This window comes from Paenibacillus amylolyticus (assembly GCF_003719335.1).
Lineage (GTDB): Bacteria > Bacillota > Bacilli > Paenibacillales > Paenibacillaceae > Paenibacillus > Paenibacillus amylolyticus_D.
Genome location: NZ_RIAS01000013.1, coordinates 161,098 through 177,010, shown reverse-complemented (window position 1 = coordinate 177,010; position 15,913 = coordinate 161,098). Strand labels below are relative to the sequence as shown.

At 45.7% G+C, this 15,913-nt stretch carries 19 protein-coding genes and 1 pseudogene; 5 read left to right on the top strand and 15 right to left on the bottom strand.

What is annotated here, in order from left to right; all coding sequences use genetic code 11:
* The 3 genes and pseudogenes from EC604_RS21675 to EC604_RS31070 form a co-directional block, all read right to left on the bottom strand.
* On the bottom strand, window positions 1-374 hold a 374-nt coding region (locus tag EC604_RS21675; protein ID WP_275670048.1), incomplete at its 3' end, for a sigma factor.
* 55 nt (window positions 375-429) lie between these two features.
* Entirely contained in the window at window positions 430-876 is a 447-nt protein-coding gene (locus EC604_RS21670; RefSeq protein ID WP_123066134.1) for a carboxymuconolactone decarboxylase family protein, read from the bottom strand.
* Between the two features lie 486 nt (window positions 877-1,362).
* A pseudogene (locus EC604_RS31070) lies at window positions 1,363-1,881 on the bottom strand (cupin domain-containing protein); the annotation flags it as partial.
* A gap of 182 nt (window positions 1,882-2,063) precedes the next feature.
* Here EC604_RS31070 and EC604_RS21660 point away from each other — a divergent pair.
* Window positions 2,064-2,384, top strand: coding sequence for a hypothetical protein (locus EC604_RS21660; protein WP_123066132.1), 321 nt, complete (start codon window positions 2,064-2,066; stop codon window positions 2,382-2,384).
* A gap of 112 nt (window positions 2,385-2,496) precedes the next feature.
* Here the strand turns inward: EC604_RS21660 and EC604_RS21655 are convergent, their stop codons facing one another.
* From EC604_RS21655 to EC604_RS21625, 7 genes are read right to left on the bottom strand one after another with little or no spacing between them, the layout of a single operon-like run.
* Window positions 2,497-3,108 (bottom strand): SMI1/KNR4 family protein, encoded by a 612-nt coding sequence (locus EC604_RS21655; RefSeq protein WP_192895142.1) that lies wholly within the window; start codon window positions 3,106-3,108, stop codon window positions 2,497-2,499.
* Window positions 3,105-3,551, bottom strand: coding sequence for a hypothetical protein (locus EC604_RS21650; RefSeq protein WP_123066131.1), 447 nt, complete (start codon window positions 3,549-3,551; stop codon window positions 3,105-3,107). The genes EC604_RS21655 and EC604_RS21650 overlap by 4 nt, the downstream gene beginning before the upstream one ends.
* 53 nt (window positions 3,552-3,604) lie before the next feature.
* A complete protein-coding gene (locus EC604_RS21645) occupies window positions 3,605-4,906 on the bottom strand; it encodes a hypothetical protein (RefSeq protein ID WP_123066130.1) in 1,302 nt (433 codons plus the stop codon).
* Window positions 4,907-4,932: 26 nt separating this feature from the next.
* A complete protein-coding gene (locus EC604_RS21640; RefSeq protein ID WP_123066129.1) occupies window positions 4,933-5,682 on the bottom strand; it encodes an SMI1/KNR4 family protein in 750 nt (249 codons plus the stop codon).
* A gap of 42 nt (window positions 5,683-5,724) precedes the next feature.
* Window positions 5,725-6,282 (bottom strand): hypothetical protein, encoded by a 558-nt coding sequence (locus tag EC604_RS21635; protein ID WP_240037078.1) that lies wholly within the window; start codon window positions 6,280-6,282, stop codon window positions 5,725-5,727.
* The gene (locus tag EC604_RS21630; protein ID WP_123066127.1) at window positions 6,282-6,932 is read right to left on the bottom strand and encodes a hypothetical protein; all 651 of its coding nucleotides are present in this window, start codon (window positions 6,930-6,932) and stop codon (window positions 6,282-6,284) included. Before EC604_RS21630 ends, EC604_RS21635 begins: the two co-directional genes overlap by 1 nt.
* 35 nt (window positions 6,933-6,967) lie before the next feature.
* Window positions 6,968-7,582, bottom strand: a complete 615-nt coding sequence (locus EC604_RS21625) for a hypothetical protein (RefSeq protein ID WP_123066126.1) — start codon at window positions 7,580-7,582, stop codon at window positions 6,968-6,970.
* 264 nt (window positions 7,583-7,846) lie between these two features.
* Between EC604_RS21625 and EC604_RS21615 the strand changes: the two genes are divergently transcribed.
* The 3 genes from EC604_RS21615 to EC604_RS21605 all read left to right on the top strand — a co-directional run bounded on the left by EC604_RS21615 (window position 7,847) and on the right by EC604_RS21605 (window position 10,189).
* Entirely contained in the window at window positions 7,847-8,857 is a 1,011-nt protein-coding gene (locus EC604_RS21615; protein WP_240037077.1) for a multicopper oxidase domain-containing protein, read from the top strand.
* A 99-nt stretch (window positions 8,858-8,956) separates the two neighbouring features.
* A complete protein-coding gene (locus EC604_RS21610; protein ID WP_123066123.1) occupies window positions 8,957-9,640 on the top strand; it encodes a Crp/Fnr family transcriptional regulator in 684 nt (227 codons plus the stop codon).
* 123 nt (window positions 9,641-9,763) lie between these two features.
* Window positions 9,764-10,189, top strand: a complete 426-nt coding sequence (locus EC604_RS21605; protein WP_123066122.1) for a YlbF family regulator — start codon at window positions 9,764-9,766, stop codon at window positions 10,187-10,189.
* A gap of 186 nt (window positions 10,190-10,375) precedes the next feature.
* Here the strand turns inward: EC604_RS21605 and EC604_RS21600 are convergent, their stop codons facing one another.
* A complete protein-coding gene (locus EC604_RS21600; protein ID WP_123066121.1) occupies window positions 10,376-11,101 on the bottom strand; it encodes a ZIP family metal transporter in 726 nt (241 codons plus the stop codon).
* 221 nt (window positions 11,102-11,322) lie between these two features.
* Window positions 11,323-12,072, bottom strand: a complete 750-nt coding sequence (locus EC604_RS21595; RefSeq protein WP_275670047.1) for a YwiC-like family protein — start codon at window positions 12,070-12,072, stop codon at window positions 11,323-11,325.
* A 56-nt stretch (window positions 12,073-12,128) separates the two neighbouring features.
* Between EC604_RS21595 and EC604_RS21590 the strand changes: the two genes are divergently transcribed.
* Window positions 12,129-12,830 (top strand): Crp/Fnr family transcriptional regulator, encoded by a 702-nt coding sequence (locus EC604_RS21590; protein ID WP_123066120.1) that lies wholly within the window; start codon window positions 12,129-12,131, stop codon window positions 12,828-12,830.
* 169 nt (window positions 12,831-12,999) lie between these two features.
* Here EC604_RS21590 and EC604_RS21585 read toward each other — a convergent pair whose 3' ends face one another.
* Genes EC604_RS21585 through narJ form a run of 3 tightly spaced genes read right to left on the bottom strand, consistent with a single transcriptional unit; the run spans window position 13,000 to window position 15,896 of the window.
* Window positions 13,000-14,511 carry a nitrate/nitrite transporter gene (locus EC604_RS21585; RefSeq protein ID WP_123066119.1) on the bottom strand — a complete coding sequence of 504 codons (1,512 nt, stop codon included), beginning with the start codon at window positions 14,509-14,511 and terminating at the stop codon, window positions 13,000-13,002.
* Complete coding sequence (gene narI / locus EC604_RS21580; protein ID WP_123066143.1) at window positions 14,512-15,225, bottom strand: respiratory nitrate reductase subunit gamma; 714 nt, start codon at window positions 15,223-15,225, stop codon at window positions 14,512-14,514.
* 14 nt (window positions 15,226-15,239) lie between these two features.
* On the bottom strand, window positions 15,240-15,896 hold the full coding sequence (gene narJ / locus EC604_RS21575; RefSeq protein ID WP_123066118.1) for a nitrate reductase molybdenum cofactor assembly chaperone: 657 nt from the start codon (window positions 15,894-15,896) through the stop codon (window positions 15,240-15,242).
* Between the last annotated feature and the right edge of the window lie 17 nt (window positions 15,897-15,913).

Here is a 15,913-nt window from a genome sequence, read left to right as displayed (position 1 = left end):
GAGATCATTTCTTTTTGCTGTACTGTATCTTCTGGCACGTTTACCCAATCATTAACACCCATCGGCTCAGGAAGCCATTCCCCGACATAATGTTCCCTCTGGTTACGAGCAGAATTTAACAGATTCAAACCGCGGTTCACAATGATTTTCCCGATGTAAGACTTCGGTTGATGGATATGCTCATTCGTCATCATCTGAAGTCCTGCAAAGCAGTCCTGAACGATATCTTCCGCCTCCGTCACACTGCCGAGCATACGATAGGCGATGGAGAAAGCATAATTTTTATACTGTATATATAACGCACCAACATCCAGAGAAGACGGTTCCGGTATATTTTTTTGTTGATTAAAATCAGAATTAAGATTCGACTGCATAGGATCGCCTCCTCTGGCTTGGTTTGTTTAGCATTTATTTTTCTCGTTTATCGTTTTAGTTAAAACAACCCGGGTACATGCCTGTCGTAATGGCTATGCGGTTCCAACTATTAATCAAGTTGATTGCCATAATCAGGTTAACGATTTCAGTTTCGCTGTAGTGTTCACGAACTTTATTATATAGCTCAAGCGGAACCCCATGCTCCGAAATTCGCGTCACAACCTCGGCCATCTCAAGCATAACACGTTGTTTTTCCGTAAATATAGGCACTTCACGCCACACACTTAACAAAAGAATATGCTCTCCATAATTGCCAAGCTTCATCAAGTCTTTAGCATGCATGTCCATACAAAAGGCACAGCCATTGATCTGAGACACACGGATTTTCAACAACTCATATAACACCTTATCCTCAAATTGCCCGGATACATGTTGCTCCATCGCCATCATAGCTTTGAAAGCACCAGGGTTTGCCGCTCTGTAGTTCATACGTAAATTCATATTCATTCTCCTCCATCTTCTGATCTCATTTGGTCTACATACTGAAGACAAATAACGCATGAAGTTTGTGACATCTCGTGAGGGAAAATGATAAAAAACAAAAAAGGCGCTCGGAGTTGAACGCCCTTAACCAGGAATACATAGGGGAGTCTTATTCAATTTAATTTACACCTGATCATCCGAGTTTAATTGTACCGGGAGTTCGCTATAGTATGGGCAACCTGGTTCGTGGATAATACGTGGATCTACCCAAGTACCCCAATGTGGAAGACGATTTACAAATGGAGGCATATCAGGTTGGATATTCGGTTGCATGTTGGCTTGTATATTAGGCTGTAAGTTCGGTTGCATATTCGGTTGAGCACTAGGTTCGATCTTTGGTTCAATATTCGTCTTGATGCTAGGTGGGATATTAACTGGTTGGATGTTTGGTTGGATGTTTGGTCCTACATTAGGCATATGGTTGGATGTCGGAGCAACCTGCGTTTTACAATCTTTTGGCGGGCCGATAATCACCGTTTTCTGAATTGGAGCCAAGGCTTCCTGTACTTTGTGTACATCCAGACAATAGGTGTGAGCCAGCACATTCGCAGGCGTCAGCCGCAAAATATCAGAGCCGAAGATCGCTTCAGGCACAGGTGCATCAAAGATCGCGAGCAGATGTGTGTGATCTGCCGTTGCCACTTCATAGTGCCACCATCCTTGCGGTACATTAGCGGTTTGCCCTGGTGTAAGCGGGAAATGAAGCAGTTCATTCGTGAACGGGTTAATAAGGGAAACAACGGCCGCACCGCTGATGCAATAAACCAGCTCAGTTGCGTTTTGATGAATGTGAGGTTCAACGACATTGCCTGCACTTAGAAAAATATCCAATAAAGAGGTGTTGCCCAACGTGTTGAGCTGTTTTACCGAAAGTGCATTGATGTAATTGTGCTCATCTTTCTTGAATAGCGGATTTTTGCTCAGATCATACGTAAACTGTGTAGTCGGTAAAGTGAAATCCATGTACGAGGTTGCCAAAATAAAACGCCTGCCCTTCTCTCTCGGTTTAGGTTAGACCCTATACCTCAGCGTATGCCCAGCGCCTAGATCGGTGAGCCCATTTCGACTGGACTAAGTCGCTGTGTCAGCGAGCGACGAATCTGCATAGGCTGATATCATCAATCCATACATTGGAGGCTTGTGATATGTCATATGTTCCAGGTTCCACATCAACCCAGCAACCTGTAGGCTATCCTTATCCTTATCCTTATTATCCGCCACCTCCCCCACCACCACCTTACCCTTATCCGTACCCCTATCCTTATCCACCCGTGGTTCCTTTTCCTTTTCCCATAGGGGGGCTTGGACCATGGTGGCACGGCGGTTATCCAGGACATTATCCGGGATATCCGGGAGGCCCGCACGGCGGCGGTCCAGGGGGGCACGGGGGCCACGGCGGACCGGGCGGACCCGGTGGGCCTGGAGGTCCCGGCGGATTTCATGGTCACCGTTTTTTCCAGTGGTAGAACTTGAAGGATTTACGTTTTAGCCAAAAGGCAGGAACTGCTTCAACAGCTCCTGCCTTTGGCTATTTCAACTTTTTATATCCATCGTGGTTTACAACGAATATTTAGGGCCCTAGTATTCAATCTCATCCATTAGATTCAAATTGCGGTTAGACATCCGGAGAAGCTCCGTAAACGATGATGTAACGTAATAAACAAAGTCTGGATCATGCACATACATAATAATCTGTCCATATGTCCCTGCCTCTGCTGGATCAAAATCAAGCAGCAAGTAGAGCGAACCTCCAGCCATTGTGGCAAAAGGAATCCATGATTTGTGGAACAAATACGGTTTGATCTCAGGATCTAATTGTCTAATTTCTTCTTCCCCGTAATGCTCCTCCAGCTTCTCATCCACATCACAGAAATATTGTTTGGTCTCCACAATCTCATCTAGCGACATCAGATAGAACGGATTACATGAGCCTTGCTCCATATCCCCCGGGTACAACATATGCAGACCATAACCACTGCCATCCGTATGGCGATAGAAAGCACGGAAATCAACGGGCAGGCGAACCCCATACTGTTTCTCGAACTGATCCAGTTCAGCCTCGGATGCCCCTGCTAATTGAAGATATGTGTCATAGAGCGACCGAATCTCTTCATCTTGTATTTTCAGGTCTAACAGATGGTTCAATTCTATCCGTAGATCATTGATAACAGTATCCACTCCAGACTTCATATCCCGTCACCTTCACCTTTCTCCGCACTTCGGTCCAACACATATTGTTCATATCCCCAGAACGCCTCTTGTTCATCGCCGCCTTCAATCAGGATCATGACTGCATACGAGAACAGATTAAGCCATTCTTCCATCACTGCAACCTGCTCATCTGAGATGAGATGATTACTGCGAAGCATGCCTTCGGGTTCAATCGCCCAAGCCCTCGCCAGATGAGTAATGCTCCATAGGCAAGCGATCACTTCCCGATCCAATGCAGCATTCGAAAGATCTGGAGCGAGCGTGCGTAATATGCGCATTAATTCATGGAAGTTCTCTTCAATCAATTGACCGCGAAACGGACGTAAGCTTCCAAGAAAGCCATGTTCCATTTTCGGATGATTCACATCATCGTGAGCAAAGGCGTGATATTTTAACAACACTATAGCCTCTTGACGTTCCATCTCATCATCCTTTAGCAAAATCAGTATCATTCATTCAAGCTTGCCAGCCTATGCTACCAGCGAAGCGGTTCCTGTTCACGCCATAATACGTAACGCTCCCGTTCACGCAGAGTACCTGTTCCAATTCCGTATTCGTCCATCCGTTCCGAATTCAGATCAAGGATGTGCAGCATACCGCCATATGTTCCAACAGCAAGCTGAGACTGCTCAGGTGACACCATCAGGGAATAGATCGTTGAGCCCACAAAATGACGCCACAGCTCTTGTCCTTCGCGGTTGATGCAATACAAATAACCGTATGCATCACCAATCACCATACCTGCCTCAATCTCAATCATGGCATACACACGTGCATTCTCGTCCATGATAGGCCACTCTTCATCCTGTTTACGATCAGTAATGTTGTCTAGTGGAACTTGAATCGTTACTCCGTTGTAGAAGTGACAAGCATTAAACCAAACAACTTGATTGTCCTGGCTGAATGCCGCACAATGCGGATAACTGGACTCCGGCTGTACCTCATACGTCTTGTTGTTTTCCCGATCCAGAACCGTATGGCTGCTCATCTGGCTTCCCCAGGCAATCCAGCGCTCATCAGAAGATACCGCGGCATGTCCCATAGACAGCTGGGTGTCTTCATATTCGTACTCCTGAATCTCCGCCACATCGGGATGAAGAATGATCACCTGTTCCTGCTCTACAAGATAGATGCCGTACCTGGATTGAAGCAGCAGCGCCTGCCCTTGATCCATGGGGAGCAGCTTTTCGATCGTGTTCTCGGGATGTATAGTATCTGCCAGGGATTCAATTTCAGGCAATTGAGCTTTGATCCGATCCCTGATATTGTCCCAAGAGTAGAATGCCACTTGCTCACCTTCCAGCTTGCGACCCGGCTCACGGATGACGTGAACACCTTCATGATTCGCCAGAGCTACGTAAGCGCCGCCTTCTGAACATCCTGCAAACGTGTAATCCGGACTACACCACCATCCCTGCTGATCCATCGTGTATACCCGCCCGTTATTCGACAATACTCCTGTATTACAGAGCATCGTATCCTCATTCAAATAACCTACAACTTGAACGGCCTGCATAGAGTCCTGAAAATGATTGCTCAGCGGCCATGTTGCCGCAGGTAATTCTTCTCGAAGCCGCCCAAGCTCACCCTTGAGATTAGCCTGTTTCACCATTATCATCACTTTGGAGCTGAGCGAATGACGGGAATCATCTGCCAGTTCAGATTCATCCGGATGCTCTCCCTGAAGCATTTTATGTACAAATGCATTTACATAGCTGGCATACCGCTTGCCTTCCTTACGCCACTGTTCCGCTATTTCTGTATCCAGCCAATCCATAAAATCACCTCGCCCTCTGCTGTTCTCTACTTCAATGCAGTGCAATGATGTGCCTGCAAAAACTGTTGTATCGTCCGCACCTGCTTCTGCGCTTCTTGCGCCTCAGTAGGATGATTATTTACTTCATAAAATAAAACAATTTCGCGTTCACTCGCCATATTAAAACGAACATACCCGCCAATCATAGCGCTGAACAGCTTGCACGTGTATTCATTATCAATGACCAGATCCCATGAAAAGTGCGACTGGCACAGATTTGCCAGTTCTTTCATCGATATTCCGTCCTCTTTACCTGTAAAATGATAAAAAAAATGTTGCCGCTCCTCGTTCCATGGTTCGAAATACGCAGGTCTGAACGACTCGTCCCTGTGGTAATATCCACAGTAGATATGGTCAAGAATATCAGCGAACGACACCTCGTTCGACGGCCACACCGTAATCTGATCATCATGCCGCGGGAGCCAGATCAGACCTTCCACATCTGCATGAACAACCAGGAAATCGCCATCTACTGAACTTCCAATGCTAATGCACTCTTCCAATTGGCGCTGGCTGATGACCGTTTCGTCCGTATGCTCCCAGAGATCATATTCTGCAAATGATTTTAAAACCTCAGGATCGGGACGCTGAATGTTCATCCAGCCTGAATACGTTCCTTCCCCGTATTGCTGCATCCAGCGTTGGTAAGCCGAAGGCAGGCGAACGGATTGCGCTTGTTGTACCCGCTCTAGTTCCTGATGAGAGACAGGCTTTAACATACGAGACACGATATACATTCAGCATCAGCTCCTAACTATAAGATCGATCGACAAAACACATTAGGCCAACTCTTCCTGTACGATTTCAGTTTCTACGCCTTTGCGATTACGAATACGGATGGCAAAAGCATCATAACCATTTCGCTTCACCTCATTGAAATGCACACGTTCACCTGTTATCAGCTCATACGTCCCATCCGGCTCAACATCCTCGCCAAACTCTTCATCCCATGGCACGTTGTAATATGCCGTCAGAAACACTTCAAATGTATCCTCACCCTCAACGTCGAGATAAGGACGAAGCGGCCTGTTGTTCACTTCTTCCTCGGGATACGTCTCACACAACATCGCATCGTAACCATGCTTCGCCGCATCAATGAGCAGATAACGTTCCCCAGTAACCGAGTGTTCTGCATAAACCAACAACGGTGTCGTATCATGCCACATAATCAGATCATCTTCATCCAGGTCACCATAATAAAAAATATGAAACTGATCATGCCCATCGCCGGTTTGCAGTTTTCTTTGCCATTCCACTTCATGTGTTTTTTCTGCCGTCACACTCTTTGTCAGCCCTTGCAGATATATAGGTCCATGCTCTACACCATACAAATTCATCATTTTACCTCCGCTTTGTTCATTCGAATTGTGACAACCTTATGTTCATCATCCACCGTCAGTTTTACATCGATACCCAGCTTTTCACGAAACAACGCCGTAATATTCAGGTAGGGATCACGAGCTGCTTCCGTGCCGTGATTACTAGACCGACTCATGCCTTGATGAATGATAGACTTCACCAGCTTATCGTCCCCTTTACCCGTTTGTTCATAGGTATAGATCACCTTTCCCTCACGGTCCAGCAGCGTGATTACCGTAACAAAGTCATTGGCATTGGTGTATTTGTTTTCACTACGCACATACATATGATCCGTCTGCGAGTAATCAATTTGACCTGCTAAATACGGGTTGTTTCCCCCCTTTCGAACCTCGAACTCCTTATAAGCCAATTGAAACAAATACTGCAGACCGCTCGTGTCAATACGGTAGTACAGTTGACGATCGTCTCCTCGTTTGTCCATTGCCGTAAAGCCGTTGATGAGCGGCCATGTCTGATAAGATTTACCTTCGACATCCACAGCAATGGCGTAGCCCGATAACACCTTTTCTTTTTGAAATACACCATATGTCTGCATAATAAAATAAGCAGGTATGCATAACATCGCAATCACAAACAATGTAACACCAATTGTAATTCGTTTATTCATCTCTTTTTCCCCTGTTCATGTTGATCATGATGGATCTATTTTGTGTTAGACTGCATTTGCATTTTAGTCAAGATACGAGTCACAGCCTGCCTGTTCTTGGCCTCTTTAATATAAGCAGGTATGCTGTGGGAGGCCGTCTTAATCATCACCCCGCCATACTTCACCCGGAGATCAGCAGAGATATAAGCAATCAAATAACTCAGATGTTCACGATTTACAGCCCAGATCTGCTTGCCACGGATGTAGTCTAGAAAATATAGTTCCAGATCAAAGATGGGGTCTCTGCCATTTCGAATTTCCTGATAATACCCTCGGCTGATCGCTCGTTTATGCATTTTAGCTTGATTGTTAGCCCCGCAGTGCGGACATATGATATGTACTAACGAATGAGGCGTCACCTTCTCATCCTTCACCACCACACTATACCAGCGCTCACATACCGAACAATATCCTTTGCCCGTATACTCGTAGTCTTGTTCTTTGACCGCATGAGCGTAACATTCGCTACATTTCCATTGCAATTCTCGATTACGACATTCGATATAAGCGTGCCCGCCGCATTCTGGACATTTGACATCCACTCGCTCTCCCCGGTTAAGCACGGCGTAATAGCTATATTTAAATGCTGGTTCGTCTTCGAAACGTTTCACATTCAACCTCTCCTTTCATTGAACCTTACGCTGAATCCGTCGTTCATCCCACATTGTTCCAAATGAGCCGTTCATAAAATTATATGAAACTCTTTACCCAAGCACAACAAATGCAGGCGCGCTGTCTCAAAATAACGTCCTTAGTCCTACACAAATGTGTGCTTCATCACACCGATAATCCCATTGATATCGTAATCTGGACTTAGGAGATTCCTGAAATATTACTTTCACAAGTACGTTTTTGTGAAAATCATCACTTGTTAGTTGAAAGGTTGTGATTCTATTCTCTCGTTTCCCAACATCTATAAATATACGCTCATTCTGACCATCTTTACCGCGGCTCTCTCTCATTGCAGCTCTACAAGTCCAGTTCAGCAGAGCCAAAATGAAGAGGCCTTCTCCAGTACTGCACCCAGCCAACCGCCCGTTGATCCAATTATTCGTAGAGATGGCCAAAGCGTATATATCGAAATGACCTCTCAAGTGACCGATATTGAAATTGCAAAAGGTTTCATTTATAACGCCTGGACGTTTAATGGAACTTCACCTGGCCCAGTCCTTCGGGTCAAAGAAGGCGATACGATCGTTTTTACGTTGAAAAATAAAGATACACGCATGAATCACTCCATGGACATGCATGCCGTTCATGCTTCTCCGAGCAATAAATTCATTGATGTGATGCCGGGGGAAGAAGGTACTTTCACTTATCCGGCCTCCAATCCTGGCGTATTTATGTATCATTGCGGCAGCAAACCGACCCTCGCCCACATTGCCAACGGCATGTACGGCATGATCATTGTGGAACCCAAGGCAGGATACCCTTCGGATCATCTCGTTGATCGTTCGTATACCCTTGTGCAAAGCGAATGGTACAAAGAGCATGATTACAATTCATTTGTCAACGGGGAACCCGAGTATGTTGTTTTTAATGGCAATACCTGTACTTTGAAAGAACATCCGCTGCTGGCCAAAGTAGGAGATACCGTTCGTATTTATGTCAGTAACGCTGGTCCAAATGAAGTATCTTCCTTCCATGTTGTAGGTACAATTATGGATCGGGTATACAAGGACGGGAATCCAAAAAACATCGAGTACGGGATCCAGACCGTTATGCTACCTGCCAGCGGAGGCGCAGTCGTTGAGTTTACGGTCACCGAGGAAGGTGACTATCCCATCGTAACCCACCAATTCAAACATGTAGACAAAGGTGCTTCTGCCGTGCTCCGTGTCACGAAAGATGGTAAAAATCACGGTGGTGAGACGATGGCGCATTAATGGGGAAATCTCGTCATTTAGGAGCAAGGTGATAAATACAGCCTGAAAACTCACAACGTACAAATATTCATTTTGGGAACATAGAGAGGTGATTATGAGATGATCTGTGACCATGAGAAAAATGATGCCTGTTTCTCCAAAGTTTCGCTTTTTCAACATCTTGATCTTGCGGAAGCTACATTACTGACCTCTCTTCTTCATACTCGCAAATATCATAAAGGAGAACATGTCGTTCAAGAAGGCGAACGTTCAGATACTCTTTTTGTGATCCATCAAGGCAGTGTAAAGCTATCCAAATATAATGAAAATGGCAAAGAGCATATTATCCGCTTTCTGTTCTCTGGCGATTTTTTCGGACAGAATGCATTACTACATCAGACACCGCATCAATCCAATGCGGAGGTTCTGGAGACCTCGTCCATATGCTCCATCCGCAAGCAGGACTTTAATCAATTACTTGAGCATGATCCCAAGCTGGCTTATCATTTCTTGCTTGCCATCACCCGTCTGCTCAATGAGACCGACGAGTGGAACAGCTCCCTCAGCGCTATGACGACGGAGAAAAAAATTGCGAAGCTTCTTCTTGATTTCCATACCCGGAATCGTGCAGGCCATGAGATTCGATTGCCTGCTTTCAAAAAGGATATAGCCTTGCTCTTAGGAATTACCCCGGAGACGTTAAGCCGGAAATTAAACATGATGCAACACCAAAGCTTGCTCCAAGTAAACGGGAACGAGATTCGTATTCTTCAACTGCAAGAATTGAAAGATATGATCTCATAATCGACTAATTGTCTCGTTTAATATGTAAACTATTTAACCAGGGTTGTGAGTATCGTCACAGTGAACGTCTGATATACAGTATAAAGTGAATAACAAGAAAAGAATTTTCAGGAGGCTACCCTTATGACGACTACTGTTGTGAAGATGGACAAACAAATCATTATGCATAAAATGCAGGAGCTGTGCTCCTTACTATTACAGGATGAAGGCTACAAAGAGATGCGTGAGATGATTGATCAGTTTGCCGCAGACGAGCAAGCGACTGAACAATATGAACGCTTTATGGAGAAACATCAGGCTCTTGAAGAAAAAGAGCGTCAAAATATTGATTTGCTCGAATCCGAGATCAAAATCTATGAAGAGGAAGAACGTGCGCTCTACGATCATCCGCTCATTCGCAGATTCATCTATGCGCAACGTGAATTCAGCCAATTGCATCAGCAGATCAGCAACTATTTTACTAAATCCGTTGAATTAAATCGTCTGCCAGAATCCAAAGAACTAGGTAAAGAAGCTTGTGGATGCGGTGGAAACTGCTCGGGTCATTAATTTCAATAAGTTAAAATTTCATCTATCTGTAAGAAAAGAGTATCCAACTCAGAATCGAACTGAGGGATACTCTTTTGCTTTCCTTACGAAGTTGGAGCTGTCGACACTGATAGATTTAGAGTTCGGTTTGATGCAATAAGCATTTTATTATGAAGTTTCACATCAAGTTTCATAGTATACCCAAAACTAAATATCCAGTAGCAAGGACACCAGTAGACCCATCGATGCGATTAACCCTACCACCGGGCCCCCTTCTTCGAAAGCCTCAGGCATCATCGTCGAACAAAGCATGGCGATAATGCCTCCTCCGGCAAAAGCACCAATCGCTGCTCCCATCTCCTTTGGAAGTTGCTCCAGAAACAGATATCCGCCTAAAGCGGCAAGTGCGGAAATAAGTAATACACCAAGCCACAGTAATAGAATTTTACCTTTGCTATATTTACTATTCTTCAGTCCCACTGTACTCGATAAACCTTCAGGAATATTACTGACAAAGATCGATACCACCAGCACCACACTGATACCTTTACCTGCCAGCAAACTGGCACCCAGCATGATAGATTCGGGAATAGCATCCATCACTGTACCTGCGAATATACCGAGTCCACTCTGCTGACTTGAATCCTTCTTGCTGGAACGTTTCCGATCCGAACCACCTCTGGCCGAGATGAGCCAATCAAAGAGGATATACACCACAGCTCCTGCGGTAAAACCAATAGCGGTTGGCAGCATGCCTCCATCATTCAATGCATCTCCAAGAAGCTCAAACGTTGCTGCACCAATCAGCGTGCCTGTTCCAAAAGCCATAATCCAACCGATAACCCTTTTCGGGATCTTCATGAATAATGCGGCAAGCGCGCCGATTACAACCGCCGAAGCGGAGATGCCGCCCCACATCAATGCAGTCCACATTCGGGTAGGCCCTCCCTTGTTTCAGATTGTTTTATCTCCCATTAACCCGGAGTGACAGATCAAAAACAATCACTTCATCCAGCGGGCTTCTTTTTCACAAAATAATCGGTTAAACAAGCAACCCCTCTACTTAACAATTCATCATTCCATGTCAATCCGATGACGATGTGACCTATGTCACCTGATATGGACTTAAATCACGTTATGATAACATGATGGATTTATAGCAGGATGAACCAGAGCAGGAACTGCACCGCTCCAATGATTTCTATAATGCCCACCTTCATAGGGCGGAAAGTTTGACCTGCATATCGAAACGCTCTCGCAGCAGAGTAAACGAAGGCCAGCCCCATCCATGGATACCCGACAACAGCCGGAATGAACAGCAGTATAACATGCACAAGACGTGACAACCTGATCCAGCGCGGATTGTTGCGTTCCCGAAAGACCGATTTCACAAAGAACGTACTTCCTGTAAAATGTAAAAAGGAAAATAACACAACGATCAACATGCCGTAATCCCATTCACCACTGCCAATTAAATAAGCTGCTGCTCCGCCAAGGGAGAAAACCAGCATCGCACAAAGGTCATTGGTCAGTGATCTTTCTGCCTTATGTCTCACATGCCAGATGTTAACTAAGAGCAGTCCTACGAGCATGGGGCCGAACCATAACAACGAGGATTGACCAACGACGGCCGGGATGAGACAGGCCAAAGCTACCGTGCCGTATATGGCGGCCCATGTGTATAAGCGTTGCCGATTCGCGTTACGTTTGAGCGATTGCAGCAAAGGATATGCGGTCAGATAAAGGCCAAGCCAGGCTATGAAGAGAGGCACATGAAGCCATTGTGGGCTGCTTGCCGCCACACCGACGAGAAAAGGCACACTGACCATCGCCCACCCACCGTGTTCATGAGGGATAACGATTGGTTTTAAGTTCGAACTTGCATTGCTTTTCAATTCAATCACAACCTCCGATCCGATTGATCATTATAAAAATAAGCATATAGAGAGGATGAGCACGTATGACGCGGGTAAATAAAGAAAACGCAGCAGAATTTCTGCAGCAATTCCCTATTTTTCAGGATCTTAGCCCCGAAGAGTTGAAACAGGTTGAAGAAATCGCCATATCCCGAAGCATCAGTAAAAAAACAGTGATTTTTAGTGAAGGCAGTGAAAAAGAAGCAGTGTTTTTCATCCGTACCGGCATTGTCAAAGCGTACAAAACGGACGAGAACGGGCATGAACAGATTGTCTCCTTTCTTAAAACAGGAGATATGTTCCCACACACCGGATTTTTCAATGCGCATCCCTATCCTGCTACCGCTGTTGCTATTACGCCAACAAGCCTGCTGGCGATTCCTGTCCGGCATTTTGAGCGACTTATGCTCAGCACGCCTTCGATAGCGATTAAAATCATGCGTGTGCTCGGCGACAAAATACGCGAATTACAAGACAAACTACAAGTGCTATCCGGTCAGGATGTGCGTAATCGTGTGCTCTCCTTTCTTCTCATGCTGGCAGAACAGCATGGTCAGCAACACGCAGATAAGATCATCATCAATCTGCCCATGACCCACCAGGAGTTTGCCAATTCCATTGGAACGACTCGGGAAACGGCCAATCGATTGCTGAACCAGCTCTCCAAAGATGAGTTGCTTGAGGTTGATCGCAGTCGCATCATCATTCATAACCTGCAAGCTTTAAAGGAACAACGAGACGCCTGAGCATAACGGCTGGCTTCTTCTTGCACCTTCCTCTTCTTGCCTCTTCTTCATCTGTAGAATGTAAAGACTACCACTTGTGAAAAAGAGACCTTAACCACTGTAAATCAAGTTAAGGTCTCTTGCTGTATGTTGGATCACTTTTTCAAAACTCTTCCGTTCAAAGCACTATTCAGGCAATCGTTAGATCGGGTTTACTCATATCACTGAACATACCCGCGTAATATTTGACTTCTCCAGCTTCATTACGAATCGCTGTAATACTAAGCCATTCCTGATAAACCTCACCGTTTTTCTTCCGGTTCCAGATCTCTCCCTGCCAGTATCCTTTGTCACGCAATTCTTGCCACAACTGGTCATAGAACTTTTTATCCTGCTTGCCTGATTTCAGCATACTCGGCTTCTGACCTACCGCTTCTTCAGCCGTGTATCCTGTAACGGCCGTGAAGGCTGGATTCACAGAACGAATAACACTGTTCGTATCCGTCACCAGAATCGCTTCAATCGTATTCTCCAAAATACTGGCAGACAGTTGAAGTTTCTCCTGATAGAACATCCAGATGACAAGTACGAGACTTACAAGTGCAATCTGGGATAATGCCATGAATCCAATCGCATAATGTCCTGTCATACTGTACAACAACGTCAGCATCAATGGAGGGAAGAAACCACCCAAACCACCCATAGCCGAGATCATACCATTAGCGATACCTGCTTGTTTGACGAAATACATAGGCACCAATTTGAAAATTGTACCATTACCCGTCCCTGCGCAAAGCGCAACCGTCAGACAGCCTACCGTATAGATATAGAAGGATGGCGCGAAGGACAACACAATCGCGGCTACCGTCAATCCGCCAAATACAAACATTAATATTTTGAACGGATTAAATTTATCACCCAACCATCCGCCAACCGGACGCATAATTGTTGCGACCAGGATGAATCCTGCGGTGCGAAGCCCGGCATCAACCTTATCCATCTGGAAATTGGTTACCAGGAAATTCGGCAAGTAGACGGTGAACGCCACGAATGAACCAAACGTTAGGAAATAAAAAAGACACAAGAGCCACAGCTTATTATTACGTGATACGTCTTTTAGCTGCTGCATCAGAGGAAGCGTGACACGTGTTTCTTTTTTGTCTCCCAACACAAAGTTGAGTGCCGCCATACCAATTAAAAGAATACTGTAAAATAATACGGTTTTGGACCAACCCACCTGAGCAGCAATCAAAGGGGCTCCGAATGCCGACAGCGCCGTGCCCAGATTACCAATACCATAGATCCCGTTCACAAAACCGTGACGCTCTTTGGGATAATACTTCGGCAATGAGGTTACTCCGACAGAGAACACAGCTCCACCGATCCCGAGGAAAAATCCCCCAATAACCAGATCACTGAAAGATGTTGCACGGCTGACCCACCATACAGGAGCAAGTAACAATACAAAGCTGATCATAAAAATGTTACGTGCCCCGTATCGGTTCGTCCAATACCCAATCGGAATGCGGGCAACCGAACCGATCAATACGGGAATGGCCGTCGCCCAGGCCAACTGAGACGATGTAAGTGCGATGTCTTCCTTAATGAAAGGCATGAGTGATGACAGAATCACCCATACCATGAAACCTAGAATCAAACTTGCGGTTTGCAAGGGCAGCTGAACTTTACCTTTTTGTTGCATTTACATCGCCCTTTCCTTTTGTTGTTCTTGATTCTGATTCGGATATATAGCTCCATCTCTTCTTCTATAGAGCACATAGCTGCGTCTGAGATATCCGAGCGGCATGCTTAACATGTGAACGAGACGTGTGAATGGGAACACACAGTACAGCACAAATGTAAGCAAGATATGAACTTTGAAGTTCATTGGCACAGTTTGCATCAGTGCGGGATCAGGTTGGAAGACAAGAAGTCCGCGCAGCCATGGATTAATCGTTGTACGATAATCAAATCCACTGTGGTTTACCGCATTAGCGGATGTTGCCAGAATGCCAGTCACAATAACAATGATTAACATAGCAAGGGCTAGCCAATCCCCTACACTGCTTGTTGCGCGCACTCTACGAGCCGTATAGCGGCGTACTAACAGAATAACTAAACCGGCAAATGCAATAATGCCTGCGGGTAGTCCGCCGAATACAGCTCCCATATGATAGGCTTCGTCACTCAGACCGATCCAGTGATAAAATTCGATCGGTACAAGCAATCCGGCAATATGGCCGCAGATGACGGCGAAAATGCCAATGTGGAAGAGCAAACTTCCCCATCGCAGCAACCGTTTCTCCAACATCTCACTTGATTTGGATGTCCAGCTAAACGGGTTGGTTACATATCTCCAGATGGTCGCCGTGATGCAAAACACAATGACCATGTACGGGAGAGCACCCCATAACATTAATTCCAGTGTACTCACCGACTGCCCCTCCTCATCAGCTCAACGATCTCGTTCAGACCGCCGAGAGGTTGTTTCTGTTCTTCTTGGGTTGGCTCAGGTACGTCCGAAACAGACGGCTCGGGCATCACCTGTAACATCAGCGTAAGGAGCGGCCCGTATGGACTGTTTTGTTCTGCAATGCTTTCAGTCATTGACACCAGCGCTTTATGGCAACTACCCAGAACTCCGATAGCATCTTGCTCCGGAGCCTCGGCAATGAATTCAAGCACCATAGGCAAATAATCCGGGAGCTCGGTGGACTCCATATAGAAACCAGCCGCTTCATATCTGCGCTTCAAATCAATCAGCGCAGGTCCGCGATCCCGTTCATCCCCATGCAAAGCATAGGTGAGATAGAGATTCGATTTTTTATCAAAGTCAAACGAACGAACATATGCATCCTGCCACCCAATGGCATCTAGAGCCTGTGCATTGCTGATAAAGGTTAACACGGTCTGCTTCAATTCTTCATCAGCGATCGAAAGAACGGCCTCCTGTACACCTTGTAATCCCTCTCTCCACTCGGTATCCGGATATTGCAGCAGATAGGAGATCAGTTTGCAGACCATTCGTCTTGTTTCCGTGTCATACTCCGGCTTCACGATTGGTTCTGGATCGATATCAATTGTCATCGTTGTTGTCTCCTCTC